Below are 17,843 nucleotides of genomic sequence, written 5' to 3' on the forward strand. Positions count from 1 at the left end.
ACTTATGACCAAGACACCCGACTTGTCCGAGTTAAGCCGAATATCAGATGATCAAAGCGGGAAAATGCGGACAGAATTGCCCGATATACCCCGGGAATCAGGTGACGGAATACCCCGCCTCGACGGCTCCGGCCGTCAGCCGGTCGAGCCCGAAGGCGTCGGCCGGGCCGAGCGCCCCGCGCCCGTCCACGCCCTCCCCGGCCGCCGTGATCGCGCCCCAGGCCAGCAGCCGGGCCGTCACGTCGTACGGGTCGCCGCCGACGAGCTCGGCCGTCGCCAGCCGTTCGCCGCCCTGGCCGTACGCCTCGGCCACCACCTGGGAGGTCACCTCCGACGGCCCCGACGGCCCGCGTGAGGACGTCCGCTCCACCCGGTCGGCCACGAGCCGCAGCGCCCTGCGCGCCCCGGGCAGCGCCGCCACGAACGGCGCGGCCTTGGCGGCGGGGCCGGCCATCCGCATCAGCGGCCCGCTCACCCAGCCCATGTACACGTTCACCTCGCGCAGCCCGGGATGGCGGCGGGGCAGCACGAAGTGCTCCGACGCGCCCACCGCGAGGGCGTGCCGCCGCGTGCCGCCGACCTCGAACGAGCGCGTGCGCCCGCGTTCGGGCATGACGCGGCCCTCGCGGAAGCCGTACATCGGCTCGAAGACCATGCCGAGCATCGAGGCGCGGGTCCCGGCGCTGGCGCTGCCCGCGGAGCTGCCGTGCAGGAAGTAGCCGACGTCCACCCGGGACGCGGCGGGCCCGGCCTTGCGCAGCGCCAGCGACGCCGCGAGGTTCCCCGGGACGTAGTCGAAGCCGAAGGCGGTCAGCAGCGCCGCCCCCGAGGCCTCGGCCTGCGGGCCGTACCGCTGGAAGACCCGCCGGATGAAGGTCGGCTCGCCCGTGGAGTCGAGGTAGACGGCGCGGGCGTTGACGGCGGCCTCGACGGCTGGGGCGCCCCAGCGGGCGAACGGGCCGACCGTGGTGATCAGCACGTCCCCCTCGGCGACCAGCCGCCGGACGGAGTCGGGGCGTTCGACGTCGGCCACGGCGGTCTCGGCCGGGCCGGGCAGGGCGGAGGCGAGGTCGTCGAGCCTGCCCTGATCACGCCCGGCGAGGATCGGCCGGGCGCCGCGTTCGACGAGGGCCTCCGCGGTGCGGCGGCCGGTGTACCCGGTCGCGCCGAAGAGGATGATGCGCGGACTCGATGTGGGGGCCACAAATCCACCGTAACGTCACTCGGAACCGGGGTTACCCGCGGCCCCGATCAAGGAGAGGCTTGCTCGTCGGCTTCGTCGTGTGCACGGGCCGCAGCCCGTTGAGCGTGAGGTTCTCCCACGTCGCGCGCGTCCCGCCCCACGTGCCCGCCACGACCTCGGTCTTCGTCACCTTCGCCGCCGGGTCGGACGGCCGCGCGGACACGTAGAACGCCCGGTCCTCCCCGGGTTTGATGGGCTTGACGTATCCGGACCCGCCGCCGACCAGCCGCCCGCTCGCGTCCCGCAGCAGCGCGGTCACCACGAGCCCGGCCTGCCGGGAGTACGGGTTCGCCACGCGCCCGACGACGCGGTAGGTGCCCTGCTTGGCGTCCTTCTCGGTGAGGACGTCCGAGACGGTGAACGGCGCGAACGCCGAGGGCACCCGCGTCGCGCGCTGCCAGGTCGCGTCCTTCTGGCGCACCACGACCCGCTGCGGCTGCCTCGGCAGCTCCGCCTGCCCGGCGAACGCCAGGCGCCCGTTCGGCGGTATCACGTCGAGCTGCTGCTCCACGCGCGTCAGCACGTTCCCGGCCGCGTCGTACGCCGTCACCAGCGCCACCGGGTGCTCCCCGTAGTGCCACCGGTTGGGGTTGGCCAGCACCCCGGCCCACTGCACGACGTACCCGCCCTCGGCCTCGGTGTCCTGGGCCACCGCCGCCGCCTGCTCGGACACCGCCAGCGGCTTCATCTCCGGGCCCTTCGGCCTCGACTGCTGCCTCGCGCACGAGACGGCGACCCCCGCCACGACCCCGGCGACGGCCAGCCCCCCTGCGATCAACTTCCGCCTCACGTGCCCGTCATAACCCCGCCGGGCCCCGGGGATGCGTGGCGGGCGGCGGACCTTGCCAACTCTTGACCTTCGCCCCCGTGAGCTGGACTTGCCGTACGGCTTCCGCCGTGTTTCCGGGAGGTACGGCGGGCAGGCCCGGGCGCGGGTGTCGGCGCGCCGGGGCGGGCCGGCCGGCATGCCGGGGCACGGGTTCCGGCCCGCCGGGCGGGCCGGGGCGGCGGCGGAAGCGCGGTCTGGGGGCGCTTACCGGGGGCGGGCGACGCGGCGTTCGTCCCAGACCGGGTGCGGGGACTCGTAGACGCGGCCGTCGGAGCCGAAGACGAGGTAGCGGTCGAAGTCGGCGGCGAACCAGCGGTCGTGGGTGACCGAGACGACCGTCCCGTCGTAGGCGTCCAGGCCCTCCTGGAGCGCCTCGGCGCTGGCGAGGTCGAGGTTGTCGGTGGGCTCGTCCAGCAGGAGGAGCGTCGCGCCGGACAGCTCCAGCAGCAGGATCTGCAGGCGCGCCTGCTGCCCGCCCGACAGGGTCTCGAAGCGCTGCTCGGCCGGCCCGGTCAGCTCGTACCGCGCGAGCGCCTTCATCGCCTCGTTCTTGAGCCTGGCGTGCTCGGTCATCACGATCTCGACGGGCGTGCGGCCGTGCAGGTCGGGCCGGGTGTGCGTCTGCGCGAACAGCCCGGGCACGACGCGCGCCCCGAGCCGCGCGACGCCCTCGTGAGCGACCGGCTCGCCCGCGAGCAGCCGGAGGAAGTGGGACTTGCCGGACCCGTTGGACCCGAGCACGGCCACGCGCTCGCCGTACCAGACCTCCAGGTCGAACGGCTTCATGAGCCCGCTGAGCTCCAGCCCCTCGCAGATGACGGCGCGTTTGCCGGTGCGGCCGCCGCGCAGCCGCATCTTGATGTTCTGGTCCTTGGGGGCGACCTCCGGCGGGCCCGCCTCCTCGAACCGCCGCAGCCGCGTCTGCGCCGCGTGGTAGGCCGGGGCCATGCCGTCGTTGTACGTCGCCTTCTGCTTGAGCATGTTCACGAGCCGCTTGAGCTTGGCGTGCTCCTCGTCCCACCGCCGCCGCAGCTCGTCCAGCCGTTCGTTGCGCTCCCGGCGGGCCTCGGCGTAAGTGGCGAACCCTCCGCCGTGGATCCAGACGTTCCCCGATTCGACGGTCACGATCCGGTCGGCGGCGTTGGCCAGCAACTGCCGGTCGTGCGACACCAGCAGCACGGTCTTCGGCGTGGCGCGGAGCTGCTCCTCAAGCCACTCCTTGCCGGGGACGTCCAGATAGTTGTCCGGCTCGTCCAGCAGCAGCGTCTCGTCGGGCCCGCGCAGCAGCGCCTCCAGCACGAGCCGCTTCTGCTCGCCGCCCGAGAGCGTGTTCACCTCGCGGTACTTGACCCCGTCGTACGGCACGCCCAGCGCGGCCACGGTGCAGGCGTCCCAGAGCACCTCGATGTCGTAGCCGCCGGCGTCGGTGTAGTCGGTGATCGCCTGGGCGTACCGGAGCTGGGTCCGCTCGTCCTCGGCCTCCATCATCGCCAGCTCGGCCCGCTCCAGCGCGGCCGCCGCCTCCCGCACCCGGTCGGGGGCCACCGAGAGCAGCAGGTCGTGGACGGTCCGCCCGTCCCGCAGGTTCCCCACGAACTGCCGCATCACCCCCACCCCGCCGGAGCTGACGACACTGCCCGCCAGCGGCTTCAGATCCCCCGCGACCAGCCGGAGCAAGGTGGTCTTCCCGGCCCCGTTGGGCCCGACGAGCGCCGCCTTGACGCCGTCCCCGACCCGGAAGGACACGTCATCCAGCAGCGGCCGCCCGTCAGGCAGCACGTAACCCAGATGAGAAACCTCGACATGTCCCACGGCCGACTCCCCTTCAGCGAGACCCCGCGCGCGAGGCTACCCACCCGCCCCCGCCCAGGTCACCCGGTTTTCCCCCGATCCGCCACTGCCCGGGATCGCCGGCGATCTCTTCCATGCCGCGAGCGGCGCACCGGGATCCAGGCCCCACCCTCGGTGTCACCGGAGCGGGGTGCGGGGTTCTCAGACGGGGGCGAGGCCGGCTTTCGTCTCCGCTTCGGTGAGCCAGTGGCGGTACCACCCGGCGAAGGTCAGGGGGTTTCCCGCGTCGTCGCGGAGGGGGCGGAAGCCGTCGCCGTCGGCCGTGTCGTCGGCCCACATCCGGCCCCTGTCCGGGCCGGTGACGACCAGGGCCTCGCGGTAGGCGCAGCCGAGGTGGCACAGGTACAGGAGGCCGGCGTAGTGGCGGGGGTCGAAGACGATCGCGTCGTGCCGCTCCCAGTACGCCTCCTCGGCCGCCTCGAAGTCCTCGGGCGAGTCGAAATCGGCCTCGTCGGGGGGCTCGGGGAGGCCGTCGGCCGGATTGAACGCCTCGGTGTGGGGGAACGGCCGGCCGAGGGAGTCGAGGTCGGTCAGGTCGGCGCCGTCGCCGATCCAGCGCCACCGGCCGTCCACCCGGCGGATGGGGAAGAGCCCGTAGGCGGGGCCCGCCCCGCCCCGGCTCACCTCCAGGAGGAAGGAGCGGTACTCCCCGGGCAGCTCCACGCCGAGGCGGGCCTCCACCTCGGCCAGTTCGCCGGGTTCCAGCGGGGGTTCGAGCTCCCAGCCGTGATCCGCGGACCCGAACACCGCGTCGTCGCCCGCCGCTTCCGCCAGCCGCGCGACGCGCCGCCGCACGTCCGACCAGTCCGTGTTCGTCACGGCGAGAAACCTACAAGCCCGGACCGCCGCGTACCCGGCGAATCCCGATCAATCCGGCCCATCGCGGCGGGTTCAGGGCCGGGCGGCGGGCGCGGGGGCGGGGCGGGCCCGGGACGCGATCACGTGGGTGGCGGCGGCGATGACGAGGGTGACCGCGGCGATCGTGACGAAGGCGGCAGGAGGGCCGCTCCGGTCGAGGGCCAGGCCGGCCAGGGGGCTGCCCGCGACGTTGCCGACGAGGAGGGCGCTGGAGTAGGCGCCCATGGCCACGCCCCTCGCGCCGTCCGGCGCCAGGGTGCTGATCGCGGTCGCGGTCGAGGACAGGGCGGGGGCGACGAAGAGGTTGACGGGGACGGCCAGCAGGCAGAGCCACGGCCAGGAGCCGGCCAGGGCCAGCGGGAGGCAGAGGACGCCCAGGCAGGCGGTGAGCACGTACGCCGCGGGAGGGCGCTTCAGCGCGCCGTAGACCAGGCCGCCCGCGACCGACGCGAGCCCGGCGGCGACGAGGAGGAGCCAGCTCCAGGTGAGGTCGCCCCAGCGCTGGAGGGCGCCGATCGCCGTCACCTCGAAGCCGACGATCACGAGCGCGTTGCCGACGGTGGCGCCGAGGGCGGCGAGCACGCCCAGGGTGAGCCAGTCGCGCGGGCGGGGCGCGCGGCCGGGCTGGCGGGCCGCGCGGAGGGGCGGGTCGAGCGCGACGTACCCCAGGCCGGAGAGCACCATCAGCCCGCCCATGACCAGGAACGCCGCCGTCGGCGAGACCTGCGCGGCGAGCAGGATCCCGACGGACGGGCCGACCATGTAGGCGATGTCCGTCGTCATGGAGTCCATGACGTACGCGGTGTGCCGGTTCTCGGCGGCGACCATGGTCGCCAGCGCCAGCCGCACCACCGTGAAGGCGGGGATCGCGGTGAGGCCGCCGAGGAACGCCGCGGGGAGCAGCGCCGGGAACGGCAGGAGGTGGGCGAGCCCCCAGAACAGCGCCTGCGCCACCAGCAGCACCGCGAAGACGGGCCGCAGGCCGTACCGGTCGAGGGCGCGGCCCTGGAACGGCGCGCCGACCCCGGCCCCCGCCGTCCACGCCGCCGCCGCCAGCCCGGCCGCGCCGTACCCCCGGTCCAGCCCGGAGACCACGTGCAGGACGATCACCGCGGAGATCCCGAGCCCCGGTGTCTTCGCCAGGAGTCCCATGACCAGGAGAGGCCGCAGGCCGGGTTCGGCCAGCACCCCCCGATAAGTGGACAACACCAGATGAATCCCCTCAAACAGGCGCGTTCCGCCGCCGTAGGGTAGCCACCCGTCCGTCCCCCTCGCCTCTCGTTTTCCCGGCGGTCCGTCCGGGCTCCGCCGTCACGGCCGGTCGGGGGTGAGGGCGTGGGTCCGGAGGTGGGCGAGAGTCAGGTCCAGGGACGCCTCGAGGTGGGCGGTGGTTCCGGTGGCGGCGAGCATCACCACGCCGCCCTGGATCGCCGTGAGGACGGCCGAGGCGGCGGCCGCGGGGTCCAGGTCCCCGCTCAAAATCCCCGCCGACCGCATGCGCTCCAGGCCGGTGCGGATGTGGGTGTGCCACTGGGAGAGGAGTTCGGCGACCACCGCGCGGGCGCCAGGGGTGGCGGGGCCCAGGTGGTTGACGAGGATGCGGAGCGGGCAGTCGGCGCCGGAGCGGTCGTACTCGCCGATGAGCTGGTCCTTCCATCGGGACCAGGCCTCCCAGGTGGTGAGGGGGCTCATCCGCGCCTGGACGCCGTTGAGGACGCGATCGGCCTCGTGGCGGGCCACCTCGGTGAGCAGTTCGTCCTTCCCCCCGGGGAAGTGGTGGAAGATCTGGCCCTTGCTGGTTCCGGTCCGCTCTCGTACGTCGTCGAGGGTCGTGTCCATGACGCCGAGGGCGAGGACGGCCTCGGCGGCGCCGGCGATGATCCGCGCCCTGGTGGCCTCACCCTTCGGCGTTCTCCCTCGCGGCATGGGATCAGGCTACGCCGTAAACCGGACTTGGCGGTCCAATCTGGACGTACGAGCCTGGCGGGGCACAGGCAAGGGAGGCACCCACATGGACCGCCAGATTCAGGAACTTCTCGACAAGACGGAGATCCGCGAGCTCGTCAACGCGTACGCGAGCGCGGCCGACCGGCACGACCAGGAGAGGATGCGCGCGCTCTACCACGAGGACGCCATCGACGAGCACGGGCCGTTCTCGCAGGGGTCGGCGATGGAGTTCGTCGACCGGCTGCCGGAGATCCAGGCGCCCATGGAGATCCTCCAGCACCACATCACGACCGTGAACCTCAAGCTGTCCGGCGACCGGGCCGAGGGCGAGGTCTACGTCCTCGCCCTCCACAAGGTCACCGGCAGCGGCGACATGCTCGTGGGCGGCCGCTACCTCGACAAGTACGCCAAGCGTGACGGCGTCTGGAAGTTCCTCCACCGGGCGCTCGTCGCCGACTGGTTCTACGCGGTCGAGCCCTCGGAGGTGAACCTCGGCCATCCCTTCGTCACCGGCGCCCACCTGGGCCGGCCCGGCGCGGACGACCCGTCGTACGGCTTCTTCACCCTCTTCCGGCGCGGCGAGCGCTGAACCTTCCGGCACGGCGAGCGCTGAACCTTCCGGCGCGGCGAGCGCTGAACGCTCCGGCACGGCGAGCGCTGAACCTTCCGGCGCGGCGAGCGCCGAAGCGCGGCGATCCACCGAACGCCCGGGGCCCAGGCCCGTCCGCCGCCGGGGCGGGGTCAGGCGGACTGGGCCCGGAGGAGGCGGGTGTACAGGCCGTGGGGGTTGGTCAGGAGGGCGGGGTGGGGACCGGACTCGGCGACGCGGCCCCGGTTCAGCACGATCACGGTGTCGAAGGCGGCCGGGGCCCGGAGACGGTGGGTGATCATGATGGTGGTCAGGCCCGCCCGGAAGGCCAGGACGGCCTCGATGACCTGGTTCTCCGTCACGGGGTCCAGCGCGGAGGTGGCCTCGTCGAGGACCAGGACGGGCGCCCCGCTGAGGAGCGCCCTGGCCAGGGCGACCCGCTGGCGTTCCCCTCCGGACAGGAGCGCGCCGCGCTCGCCCACCACCGACTCGTAGCCGTCCGGCAGGGCCTCGATCCGCTCGTGGATCCCGGTCGTACGGCAGGCCGCGGCCAGCTCGCCGAGGGTCGCGCCGGGGGCGGCGTACCGGAGGTTCTCGGCGATCGTGCCCTGGAACAGCACCGGCTCCTGCGGGGCCAGGCAGACCGGGCCGCCGACGCGCACCGTCCCCCCGCCGGGCGGGTGCAGGCCGGCGAGCAGATGCCCGAGCGTGGTCTTGCCCGACCCGCTCGGCCCCACGACCAGCGCCGCCGTGCCCGGGGCCAGGTCCAGCGCGATGTCCCGCAGCGCCGGCTCCGCGCCGCCGTACGCGAAGGACAGCCCCGCGACCGCCACCTCCCCCGGCCGGGCCGCGGGCTCGGGCCGTACGGCGGGCGCCGGGGCGAGGTCGAGGTAGGCGAAGACCCGGTCGAGCGCGGCCTCGGCCGTGCGGTACTCGGCGGCCGTCTGGAGGAGCTGCCACAGCGGCTGGTGCAGCCGGGCCTGGAGGACGACGAAGGCGATCAGCGTGCCCGGCGTGACCCCGTCCAGGAGGCCGGCCGCGGCGAAGACGGCGTACGGCGCGAGGACGAAGAAGACGTGCCCGGCGCTGAGCACGGCCTGCGTGGCGACGGCGGCGCGGACCCCCAGCGCGGCCAGCCGCCCGCTCTCGGCGGTGAAGGCGGCGGCCTCGTCCCCCTCGCGGGCGTGGACGCGGGCCAGGGTGACCCCGCCGAGGGAGAGGCGTTCGGCGGCGATGGAGGCGATCGCGGCGCGGCTCTCCTGACCGGCGGCGGACAGGTCCCTGAGGGCGCGGGTGGTGCGCGCCGAGACGTACAGGACCACCGGGGCCAGGCCCACGGTGACCACCGCGAGCTGCCAGGACAGCGTGAACATCGCGCCGAGGGCGAACACGAAGCCGAGGAGGCCGCCGAGGAACGCCGGGATCGACTCCTTGACCGACTCCTCGATCTGCGTGGTGTCGTTCGCCAGCCGCGACTGGACCTCCCCGCCCTGGGCGGTGGCGAAGAACCCGAGCGGCAGCCGCTGGAGATGGCCGAACAGCCGCACGCGCAGGGAGTGCACGATCCGGTGGGCGGTGCGCCCGGAGATCCACGCCTGGAGCAGGCCCACCCCCGCCGCCGCGAGCGCCGCCAGCGCGGCCAGCCCGGCGAACGCCGCCAGCAGGCCGGGCCGGGGACCTCCGGGGCCGAACAGGGCGCGGTCGATCACGGCCTGGGTGAGCAGCGGGATCGCGGCGGTGAGCGCGGAGAAGACCGCCGCGAGCAGCACCACGGCCAGCAGCGCCCACCGATGCGGCCGGAGCAGCCGGAGAATCCTGCGCGTCGTCACGCCCTCGCCTTCCAGGCGCCGGTTCCGGCCGGATGCGCCCGGCCGGACGGACAGCGGAGATCGGGTTGACCCCCGATCGGATCGGATGAACAGGTCAGATCGCACGTCCCCGCGATCGGGGACGAGCGACCGCGATCGGGGGACATGGGAACGGCGTGCGGCGGGCGAAGGCCCGCCGCACGCCGCCTCGGGGCTACAGATCGTCGGTGCAGCCCGCGTGCCGGATGCAGTGGCTCCACAGCGCGGCCTCGCGGCCGCTGGGCTCACGCTCTTCCAGGTTCTGCAGGTCCAGAACGTCGAACGACATGGTCTCCCTCCTCTCCTGTGTCTCGTACGGCTCCGCCGCCCGCGACCGGGACGCGCCCGGGGGACGGCGAGACGGGTTCGCCGCGGAACGGCGAGATCGTGGGGGCGGGCGCGAGGACGTCGTCGAGGGTCCACGCGCGCGGCCCGCCGCCGCGCAGGCGCAGCAGGAAGGACAGCACGCCGGCCGTGCCGCCGAGGTAGGTGTGCGGGGCCTCGCCCAGCCGGTCGGGGACGCGCAGCCGCCCGTCCCGCCGCACGGCCCGCGCGGCCAGGCACTCCGCGAGGTCGCCGGCCTGCCGCCGGTAGCGCTCCTCGCCGGTGAACGCGGCCATGTCCAGCAGGAAGTCGCCCTCCCCCGGCAGCCCGTGGCACAGCGCCCCGCTCGTCTGCCAGCGGGTGCGGTGCACCGCCCGAGCCGCGCGCCGCGCGAGGTCCAGGGAGCCGGCGTCGCCCGTGGCGTACCAGTGGCGGACCAGGAACGAGCCGATCCCGGACGACCCGCTGCACCAGTGCGGGCTGCGCGGCCGTACGGACTCCGGCTCGCCGCGGCGCGAGGGCCACCAGACCGTGTCGCCGTCGAGTTCGGCGTGGTCGCGGAAGGTGGCGGCGATCTCGTGCGCGGTGTCCAGCCAGTCCGCGCGGCCGAGGGCGGCGGCGCCGTACAGCAGCGCGGTCCCGATCCCGGCCAGGCCGTGCGCGAACCCGTAGTGGTCGAGGCCGGCGAGGGTCGAGTCGTGGGTGGGCGGGGTCGGCCAGTGCGGGTGCCCGCCGAGGTCGGACCTGGCGGCGTCCAGGGCGGCGAGCATGCGCCCGGCGCGGTCGCGGAGGGGGTCGTCGTCGGCGTGCACGGCGACGCGCAGCGTGGACATGGCGCATCCGGCGAGCCCGTGCGTGACGTCGGGGCTCGGGAAGTCCGTGGGCAGCCGGTGCGCGGCGGCGCGGGCGAACTCGCGGGTCTCGTCGTCCGGCGCGTTCTCGTACAGCGACCACAACGCGCCCGACCGGCCGGAGTACAGCCCCGGCGGCCACACGTCCTCCTCGGCCAGCCGCCGCCGCAGCCAGCGCGCGACCGGCCCGGCGAGCTCCGCCGGGAGCACCGGCAGGACCCCGGCCGCGCCGGACCCGACGGAACAGGGGTCGGTCTCGAACCCCTGCACGTCGTTGGGCCAGGGCGAGGCGGCGTCCTCCCGCGGGTCCAGGATCTCCCCCAGCCACGCGAGCCCGTCCGCGACCAGCTCGTCCACACCGGCCCGGGGCGCGGGCGGATGGCCGTTCGCCCGCGTGATCCGGTACGGCGTGGCGCGCGAGGCGGCCTCGGGGCCCGCGGGCCGGTCCGGGGTGAGCGGGGACGCGGGTCCGGGGAGAGGGGACGCGGGTCCGAGGTGAGGGGACGCGGGTCCGAGGTGAGGGGTGAGCGGGGACGCGGGCAGGCCGTCGAGGAAGGCCGCGCAGGCGGCGAGGGACCAGCGGTCCCCCGGCTCGGCGAGGAGGCCGGTGACCATCGGGCTCAGCAGCGCGAGCGTGGGGTCGGCCTCGGCGACCCGGGCCACGTGGGCGGCGGCGCGGGCGCCCCACGCGGGCCCCGCGTCCTCGTCGTCCCACAGGCCGGGAGGCGAGCCGGTGGCGAGGAAGTACGTCAGGGCTCCCAGGCCGTACAGGTCGGCGCTCTCGCCCGGCGCCTCGCGGAACTCGCCGCTGTGCCGGGCCAGTTCGGGGGCCAGGTACCCGGGCGTCCCGCCGATCATGACCGTGGTCCCGGGCCGGGCGGCGTACTCCAGGTCGATCAGGCGCACCTCGCCGCCGGGCTGGATCATCACGTTGCCGGGCGAGAGGTCCCGGAACACGTACCCGAGGCCGTGCACCTCGCGCAGCAGCCGCACCAGGGCCGCGACGACCGGCGTCACGCGCTCCGCCGGGCAGCCGAACCCGTCGGTCCCGAGCGGGCCCGCGCACTCGTCCGCCCAGCGCTGCGCGGTCAGCCCCCGGATCGACTCCTGCGCCAGGAACGCGTGCCCGCCCTGCTCGAAGAAGTCCAGGACCCCCGGCACCCCGCCGGTGGGGGCCAGCGCCAGCAGGGCGTCCCGCTCGGCCGCCAGCCGGTCGCGCGCGTCCCGCCCGGACAGGTCGGAGCACGCGTGCGGCCGCCCCTCCTTGACGATCACCTCGTCGCCGGTCTTCACGTCCTCGGCGACGTAGACCCCGCCCCGGTTCGCGTGCCTGATCGCCTCCCGCACCACGAACCGCCCGTTCAGCACGACCCCCCGCGGCTTTCCGCCGGAGCCCGCCGCACGGCGGGCCGGCCCGGACGGCCTGGAGGACCCGGAGGACCCGGAGCCGGCGAGCCCGGCGGCGGACGGGAAGGGGGAGATCGCGAAGGGCGGGGGGCTGAAGGAGGGCAGGCGCTCGTCGCGGATCAGGACGCCGTCCGGCGTGCGCAGGCGCACCTCGTAGATGCCGTCGTTGCCGAGGACGCGGTGGCCGGTGAACGCGCCGTACCGGTAGTGGACCAGGCTCCCCGGCCGGTAGGGCCGGTCGGACAGGATCGCGGGCCCCGGGAGGCCGCGCGTCGCCTCGTCGAGCAGGGCGGCCAGCCGTACGGCCTCGGCGTCGTCGCGCGGGTAGACGGTGATGAACTTGCCGGCCTGGGCGCGGGCGCTGTGCGGCGCGAGCAGTTCCCAGTAGCGGTCGAGGGTGACGGGGAACTTGAACGCGCATCCGGCGCCGAGCAGCACGCGCGCCGCCCTCGCGAGCACCACGGGCGCGGCCAGGATCGTGGCCGAGACGTGCAGCTTCCAGCCCTGGTCCGGCATGGGGTACCCGTCGGGCGCGACCTTGCACCAGAAGCCGCGCTCCTCGGCGGACCATCCGTCCCCGCCCGACCGCGCCAGCTCGGCGGTCACGATGTCCCGCAGGATGCTCGTGTCGCCTCGCACAGGTTCTCCTCCGGTCGCCCGGCGCCGTCCCTCGGCACCCGCCAACGACCGTCCGTCAGCCCACTTGCGGCCCACCAGTGGCCGGATTGCGCCCGAGCTCACCCCGCTGATCACGACGCCTTCCCGCCCGTACGGCGTCCGCGGGCGGGCCCCGGGAACGCATGCGCCGGAGCCCGCTCACCGGTCGCGCCCGCGCGCCGTACGGCCGCCCGCCCCCCGCGACGCGGCCGGCGGGCGCGAGCCGTACGGGACGGGAGGGGCAGGAGGGATCTTGGGGTTATACGCTCGGGGCATGACGGGGGATTCGTTGGCGGTGGGGCAGCGGTCGCTGGGGGATCCGGAGGTCCGGTATCCCCTGTGGCCGCCGGCGCTGGGGGGCGATCCGGCCACCAGCACCGAGGACGTGGCCTATCCGGTCGAGGTGGACTACGACTACGGGCGGGTCCCGGCGGACCTGTTCGGGCGGGACGCGCCGGGGCGGGTGGACCGGTGGGCGGCGCTGCTGCCGCCGCTCACGACGCCCGGGCTCGGGGAGGGCGGGACGCCCCTGGTCGAGGTGGAGGACGCGGTCTTCGTCAAGGACGAGTCCCGCAATCCCACCTGGAGCCACAAGGACCGCCTCAACCGCTGTACCGTGAGCGCGGCCGTGGGCGTGGGCGCGCGCGGCGTGGTCGTGGCGTCCTCGGGCAACCACGGCGCGTCGGCGGCGGCGTACTCCGCCCGCGCCGGGCTGCCGTGCGTCGTGCTGACGTCGGCCGCCGTGCCGCCGGCCGTGGCGTCGTTCCTCGCGGCGTACGGCGCGGTGGTGCTCCCGGTGCCCGTCGAGGCGCGCTGGGGCCTGACGCGGCGGATCGTCGAGGAGTACGGCTTCCACCCCGTCAGCAACCTCGGCGTCACCCACACCGGCCACCCCTTCGGCCCTGAGGGGTACAAGACGGTGGCCTACGAGATCCACGCCGACCTGGGGGTTCCGGAGGCGGTCTTCGTCCCCACCGGTTACGGCGAGCTCCTCTTCGGCGTCTGGAAGGGCTTCGCCGAGCTCCGCCGCCTGGGCGTCACGACCGAGGTGCCCCGCCTCTTCTCCTGCGAACCGGCCGCCGGCGGCCCCCTCCACCGCGCCGTGTCGCGGGGCCTGCCCGCGACGTGGATCGAGCCCGGGGACACCGACGCCTACTCCATCGGCTGCCCCGTGAACGGCTACCGCGGCGTCCACGCCCTGCGCGAGAGCCGCGGCGAACCCCTCCTGGTGACCGACGAGGAGATGCGGCGCGCGCAGACGGCCCTCGCCGGGCGGGGCCTGTGGGCCGAGCTCTCCAGCGCCGCCGCCTACGCGGGATATCGCCAGGTGCGCGACTCCGGCCGCTCCTTCGACGGCCCCGTCGTCTGCGTCTCCACCTCCAGCGGCTTCAAGGACATCGCGGTGGCGGCCCACCGCCCCCAGCCCGTGGACCCCGCCTGGCCCGAGGTCCAGGCCCACCTGGCGAAGGCCGGGATCACCCCCTGACCTGGGCAGGAGGTACCCTTCCTGGGCCCCGTCCCCTTCCCCGGAAGCCCTCCATGCCCTTCGCCGCCCCCATCGTGCCCACCACCTCGGAACTGGCCGCCGGCTCCCTGATCACCCTCATCCTGGCCGCCGCGGCCCTGTTCCTCGTCGTCTACGCCGCCACCCGCCTCGCCCTCAGACACCACGACCGCCGGCGCTGAAGACCGCGAACGACGGCCTTCCTCCGCGGGCCCGGCTCGCCCTCCGCTCCGGCGCGAACGCCCCGCCTACCGGTCGGTCCGGGGGCGGTTCAGGAGGCGGGTGAGGGTGCGGGCGTTGGCTATGGCGGCTCCCCCGGGGTCGTTGTTGAAGTAGACGTAGGCGTCGCCGGGGGCCGCGGCGACGCGGTCGGCCCAGGTCCGCAGGGCCGCGCGGCCGTACGCCGGGGCGGGGGCGGCCCGGCCCTCGTGGAGGCGGGTGTAGGTCCAGCCGGCCGTGCGCCAGAGGGGGGCCTGGAGGCGGTTGCGGCGGTCTGACCAGCAGAGGGCGGCCCCGCGCTCGGTGAGCAGGTGGCGCAGTTCCTCGGTCCACCAGGACTCGTGCCTGGGCTCGACCGCGACCCGGACCGTGCGGGGGAAGCGGGACAGGCAGTCGTCCAAGCGGTCCAGGTCGATCCGGAAGGTGGGCGGGAGCTGGAGGAGGACCGGGCCGAGGCGGTCGCCGAGTCCCTCGGCGGCCGAGAGCAGGCGCTCCACCGGCTCGGCGGGGTCCTTCAGGCGCTTGACGTGGGTCAGGAAGCGGCTGGCCTTCACCGCCATCACGAACCCCTCGGGAGTCCGGTCCCGCCAGCCCTCGAAGGTCTCGCGCGACGGGAGCCGGTAGAAGGCGTTGTTGTTCTCCACCGTGGGGAACTCCGCGGCGTAGTGCTCCAGCCAGCGCTTCTGCGGCACGTCGCGCGGATAGACCGTTCCGCGCCAGTCGGCGTACTGCCATCCCGACGTTCCCACCAGCACCGGCATGCCGGTCCGGTACCCACGCCGCCGCCGGGGAAAAGTCCCGCCCCGCCGTACGGCGCGCATGGCCGTACGGCGGGGGCGGACGGGGCGTGGCCCGGTCAGCGGGAGACCGGGACGCGGGGCTCGGGCCGCGCGGCGGGGCGGGCGGGCCGCCGCCGGAGGAGCGGGACGGTGACGGCGGAGGCCGCGACGAGGATGACGGCCCCGGTGAGGGCGGCGCCGTGCATGCCGGTCGTGAACGCCTCGCGGGCGGCGGCGAGGACGGCGCGCGCGGCGTCGGCGGGAAGGTGCGCGGCGGTCGCGACGGCCCCGCCGAGGGTCTCGCGGGCCGGCTCGGGCAGAGTGTCCGGGACCTGGGAGCGGTAGATCGCGGCGCCGACGCTGCCGAGGACCGCCATGCCCAGGGCGCCGCCGAACTCGGTGCCGGACTCCATGACGGCGGAGGCGGTCCCGGCCCGCTCGGGCGGGGCGGCGGCCATGACCTGCTCGGTGCTGATGGACATGACGGTGACGACGCCCCCGGCGTACACCGTGGCCGCGACCAGGATCATCCAGAGCGCGGAGTCCGTCCCGACGAAGACCATGGAGGCCAGGCCCACGGCCCCGACGAGGAACCCGGCGCTCATGACGCGCGGCGCGCCGGCCCGGCGGGCGAGCGCCCCCGCGACGGGGGCGACCCCGGCGATCGCGACCGAGGGCAGCACGCTCCACAGCGCCGCGACCAGGGGGCGCAGGCCCAGCACGGACTGGAGGTACTGCGTCGTGTAGATCGTCATGCCCGCCATCGCGAACATCGTCAGCACGTTCAGCGCGATCGACCCGGCGAACACCCGGTCGCGGAAGAGCGCCAGGTCGAGCATGGGATACGGCCTGCGGCCCTGCCGCCGCGCGAAGACGACGCCCACCAGGAGCCCGGCCACGATCGAGGCCGCGGGGACGACGCCGAACCCGTGCGCGGCGATCTCCTTGAGCCCGTAGACGGCGGGCAGCACGGCGGCCAGCGACAGGAACGCGCTCATCAGGTCGAAGCGGCCGCCCGCGGGCGGGCGGAACTCCGGCACCAGCATCGGGGCCAGGACCAGCAAGAGCACCATCGCCGGGACGTTGACCAGGAAGACGGAGCCCCACCAGAAGTGCTCCAGCAGGAAGCCGCTCAGCACCGGGCCGAGCGCGACGCCGCCGGCCATGGCGCCCGTCCAGATCCCGATCGCGGTGCCGCGCTGCCGGTCGTCCAGGAACAGGTTGCGGATCAGCGCGAGCGTCGAGGGCATCAGCGTCGCGCCGGCCACGCCGAGCATCGCGCGCGCCGCGATCAGCATCTCGGCGCTGGTCGAGTACGCCGCGGCGAGCGAGGCCAGGCCGAACGCGGCGGCGCCGATCAGCAGCAGCCTCCGGCGGCCGATCCGGTCGCCGACCGCGCCCATGGTGATGAGCAGGCCCGACAGGACGAATCCGTACACATCGAAGATCCACAGTTGCTGGGTCGCGGTGGGTTCCAGCTCCCGGCTGAGGAACGGGACCGCGAAGTACAGCACGGACACGTCCATCGAGACCAGCAGGCAGGCCAGCAGGAGGACCGCGAGGCCGGTCCACTCCTTGCGGCCGGCCCGGATTCCATCGGCCATGGGCATCCTTCCCCGGCGTCCTCTGCGTACGCCGTTTCCTCAATCAACGCGTACACAGTAAGCAGTGCACTAGTGATGCCGCAACTTCCTGCGAATACGCAAGTCCAGAGGGCTTGGAAGCACCTAGTGCACTAGGGCACGTAACACCCGAGCAAGCCAGGGTGACACGCCGCGTAACCCCCGGCAGCGTTACCCTGAGAACCCAGGTGCACTAGTACGGCGCGGGCGGAGGCGGCGATGGACGGCGGAGGCCGGGGCGAGGCGGAGGCGCCGTACGCGCGGATCGCGGGCGACATCCGCCGCCGCATCGAGGCGGGCGAGCTGCGCCCCGGCGACAGGGTCCCCTCGACCCGGCAGATCATCCAGCGGTACGGCGTGGCCATGGCGACCGCGACGAAGGCGCTGGCCGCGCTCCGGCAGGACGGCCTGGTGCGCCCGGTGCCCGGCGTCGGCACCGTGGTGAACCCCCAACGCGAGGAGAGCGCGCAGCCGCGGGTCCGGCCGGCCCCGGCCCCCGACCTGGACCGGCCGCGCATCGTGGGCACGGCGATCGCGACCGCGGACGCCGAGGGCATGGCCGCCGTGTCGATGCGCCGGATCGCCGCCGACCTGGGCGTGGCCACGATGTCGCTCTACCGGCACGTCCGCAACAAGGCCGAGCTGCTCGCGCTCATGATCGACGAGGTGTTCCAGCGGCACCCGCTGCCCGCCGACGCCCCGGCGGGCTGGCGCGAGCGGCTGGAGGTGAGCGTCCGCCTCCAGTGGGCGATCTACCGCCGCCATCCCTGGCTGGCGCAGGCGATGTCGTTCACGCGCCCGCTGCTCACGCCGCACGCGATGCTGCACACCGAATGGCAGCTCGCCGCGCTCGACGGCCTGGGCCTGCCGACCTCCGAGATGGTCCACGCGGCGATCGGCCTGAGCAACCACGCGCGCGGCACCGCGATCAACTTCGAGCCCGAGGCCCAGGCCCGCCAGGACACCGGCATCGACGAGCAGCAGTGGATGGACCTCCACGAGGCCGAGGTCATGGAGATCTTCGCCGACTACCCGCTGCCCACCCTCACCCGCATAGCCATGAGCGACGGCATGAACGTGGACCTGGACTCCCTCTTCGAGTTCGGCCTCCAGCGCCTCCTCGACGGCATCGCCGCCCTGGCCGCCCGCACCTCCCCCTGACGGCTCACGCCGTACGGCACGAGCCCGCCCTCCCCGGCGCGAGCCGTACGGCATACGCCGCTTCTGGTCGCGCGGAGGCGCGAGCCGTACGGCATGGGCCCGGCGGCGCGTGGGCCGTACGGCGGCGGATCGGGCGGGCGGGAGCCGTACGGTCG

14 protein-coding genes are annotated in these 17,843 nt (G+C 74.7%); 4 read left to right on the forward strand and 10 right to left on the reverse strand.

The window, feature by feature from the left end; genetic code table 11:
- Nucleotides 1-97 precede the first annotated feature (97 nt).
- The 6 genes from D5H75_RS44400 to D5H75_RS35855 form a co-directional block, all read right to left on the reverse strand.
- On the reverse strand, nucleotides 98-1,204 hold the full coding sequence (locus D5H75_RS44400) for a saccharopine dehydrogenase family protein (RefSeq protein WP_119931038.1): 1,107 nt from the start codon (nucleotides 1,202-1,204) through the stop codon (nucleotides 98-100).
- A gap of 31 nt (nucleotides 1,205-1,235) precedes the next feature.
- Nucleotides 1,236-2,033, reverse strand: coding sequence for a hypothetical protein (locus D5H75_RS35835; protein ID WP_147425393.1), 798 nt, complete (start codon nucleotides 2,031-2,033; stop codon nucleotides 1,236-1,238).
- A 243-nt stretch (nucleotides 2,034-2,276) separates the two neighbouring features.
- A complete protein-coding gene (locus D5H75_RS35840; RefSeq protein ID WP_119931040.1) occupies nucleotides 2,277-3,884 on the reverse strand; it encodes an ABC-F family ATP-binding cassette domain-containing protein in 1,608 nt (535 codons plus the stop codon).
- A 180-nt stretch (nucleotides 3,885-4,064) separates the two neighbouring features.
- Nucleotides 4,065-4,742 (reverse strand): SMI1/KNR4 family protein, encoded by a 678-nt coding sequence (locus tag D5H75_RS35845; RefSeq protein ID WP_119931041.1) that lies wholly within the window; start codon nucleotides 4,740-4,742, stop codon nucleotides 4,065-4,067.
- 72 nt (nucleotides 4,743-4,814) lie between these two features.
- Nucleotides 4,815-5,987: an MFS transporter gene (locus D5H75_RS35850; RefSeq protein ID WP_147425394.1), complete on the reverse strand. Its 1,173-nt coding sequence runs from the start codon at nucleotides 5,985-5,987 to the stop codon at nucleotides 4,815-4,817.
- Between the two features lie 105 nt (nucleotides 5,988-6,092).
- On the reverse strand, nucleotides 6,093-6,707 hold the full coding sequence (locus tag D5H75_RS35855; RefSeq protein WP_119931043.1) for a TetR/AcrR family transcriptional regulator: 615 nt from the start codon (nucleotides 6,705-6,707) through the stop codon (nucleotides 6,093-6,095).
- Between the two features lie 85 nt (nucleotides 6,708-6,792).
- On the opposite strand from D5H75_RS35855, the gene D5H75_RS35860 reads away from it, so the two are divergent.
- On the forward strand, nucleotides 6,793-7,317 hold the full coding sequence (locus D5H75_RS35860) for a nuclear transport factor 2 family protein (RefSeq protein WP_119931044.1): 525 nt from the start codon (nucleotides 6,793-6,795) through the stop codon (nucleotides 7,315-7,317).
- A gap of 152 nt (nucleotides 7,318-7,469) precedes the next feature.
- Here the strand turns inward: D5H75_RS35860 and D5H75_RS35865 are convergent, their stop codons facing one another.
- A complete protein-coding gene (locus D5H75_RS35865; RefSeq protein WP_202638826.1) occupies nucleotides 7,470-9,146 on the reverse strand; it encodes an ABC transporter ATP-binding protein in 1,677 nt (558 codons plus the stop codon).
- Between the two features lie 263 nt (nucleotides 9,147-9,409).
- Nucleotides 9,410-12,385 (reverse strand): class IV lanthionine synthetase LanL, encoded by a 2,976-nt coding sequence (lanL, locus tag D5H75_RS35870; protein ID WP_119931046.1) that lies wholly within the window; start codon nucleotides 12,383-12,385, stop codon nucleotides 9,410-9,412.
- Nucleotides 12,386-12,677: 292 nt separating this feature from the next.
- Between lanL and D5H75_RS35875 the strand changes: the two genes are divergently transcribed.
- Both D5H75_RS35875 and D5H75_RS42280 read left to right on the forward strand, forming a co-directional pair.
- Nucleotides 12,678-13,889 (forward strand): threonine synthase, encoded by a 1,212-nt coding sequence (locus tag D5H75_RS35875; RefSeq protein WP_119931047.1) that lies wholly within the window; start codon nucleotides 12,678-12,680, stop codon nucleotides 13,887-13,889.
- 53 nt (nucleotides 13,890-13,942) lie between these two features.
- On the forward strand, nucleotides 13,943-14,089 hold the full coding sequence (locus D5H75_RS42280) for a hypothetical protein (protein ID WP_202638827.1): 147 nt from the start codon (nucleotides 13,943-13,945) through the stop codon (nucleotides 14,087-14,089).
- 66 nt (nucleotides 14,090-14,155) lie between these two features.
- Here the strand turns inward: D5H75_RS42280 and D5H75_RS35880 are convergent, their stop codons facing one another.
- Nucleotides 14,156-14,887 (reverse strand): DUF72 domain-containing protein, encoded by a 732-nt coding sequence (locus D5H75_RS35880; RefSeq protein WP_119931048.1) that lies wholly within the window; start codon nucleotides 14,885-14,887, stop codon nucleotides 14,156-14,158.
- A gap of 95 nt (nucleotides 14,888-14,982) precedes the next feature.
- A complete protein-coding gene (locus D5H75_RS35885) occupies nucleotides 14,983-16,509 on the reverse strand; it encodes an MFS transporter (RefSeq protein ID WP_202638828.1) in 1,527 nt (508 codons plus the stop codon).
- 237 nt (nucleotides 16,510-16,746) lie between these two features.
- Between D5H75_RS35885 and D5H75_RS35890 the strand changes: the two genes are divergently transcribed.
- Nucleotides 16,747-17,688, forward strand: coding sequence for a TetR/AcrR family transcriptional regulator C-terminal domain-containing protein (locus tag D5H75_RS35890; RefSeq protein WP_119931050.1), 942 nt, complete (start codon nucleotides 16,747-16,749; stop codon nucleotides 17,686-17,688).
- Nucleotides 17,689-17,843 lie beyond the last annotated feature (155 nt).

The sequence above is a fragment of the Bailinhaonella thermotolerans genome (genome assembly GCF_003594875.1).
In the GTDB taxonomy this organism is placed as follows: Bacteria; Actinomycetota; Actinomycetes; order Streptosporangiales; family Streptosporangiaceae; genus Bailinhaonella; species Bailinhaonella thermotolerans.

Excerpts from the sequence above, each read along its gene's own strand:
- D5H75_RS35855 (WP_119931043.1), bottom strand. The coding sequence starts at position 6,707 with ATGCCGCGAGGGAGAACGCCGAAGGGTGAGGCCACCAGGGCGCGGATC.
- D5H75_RS35860 (WP_119931044.1), top strand. The coding sequence starts at position 6,793 with ATGGACCGCCAGATTCAGGAACTTCTCGACAAGACGGAGATCCGCGAG.
- D5H75_RS35875 (WP_119931047.1), top strand. The coding sequence starts at position 12,678 with ATGACGGGGGATTCGTTGGCGGTGGGGCAGCGGTCGCTGGGGGATCCG.
- D5H75_RS42280 (WP_202638827.1), top strand. The coding sequence starts at position 13,943 with ATGCCCTTCGCCGCCCCCATCGTGCCCACCACCTCGGAACTGGCCGCC.
- D5H75_RS35880 (WP_119931048.1), bottom strand. The coding sequence starts at position 14,887 with ATGCCGGTGCTGGTGGGAACGTCGGGATGGCAGTACGCCGACTGGCGC.
- D5H75_RS35885 (WP_202638828.1), bottom strand. The coding sequence starts at position 16,509 with ATGGCCGATGGAATCCGGGCCGGCCGCAAGGAGTGGACCGGCCTCGCG.
- D5H75_RS35890 (WP_119931050.1), top strand. The coding sequence starts at position 16,747 with ATGGACGGCGGAGGCCGGGGCGAGGCGGAGGCGCCGTACGCGCGGATC.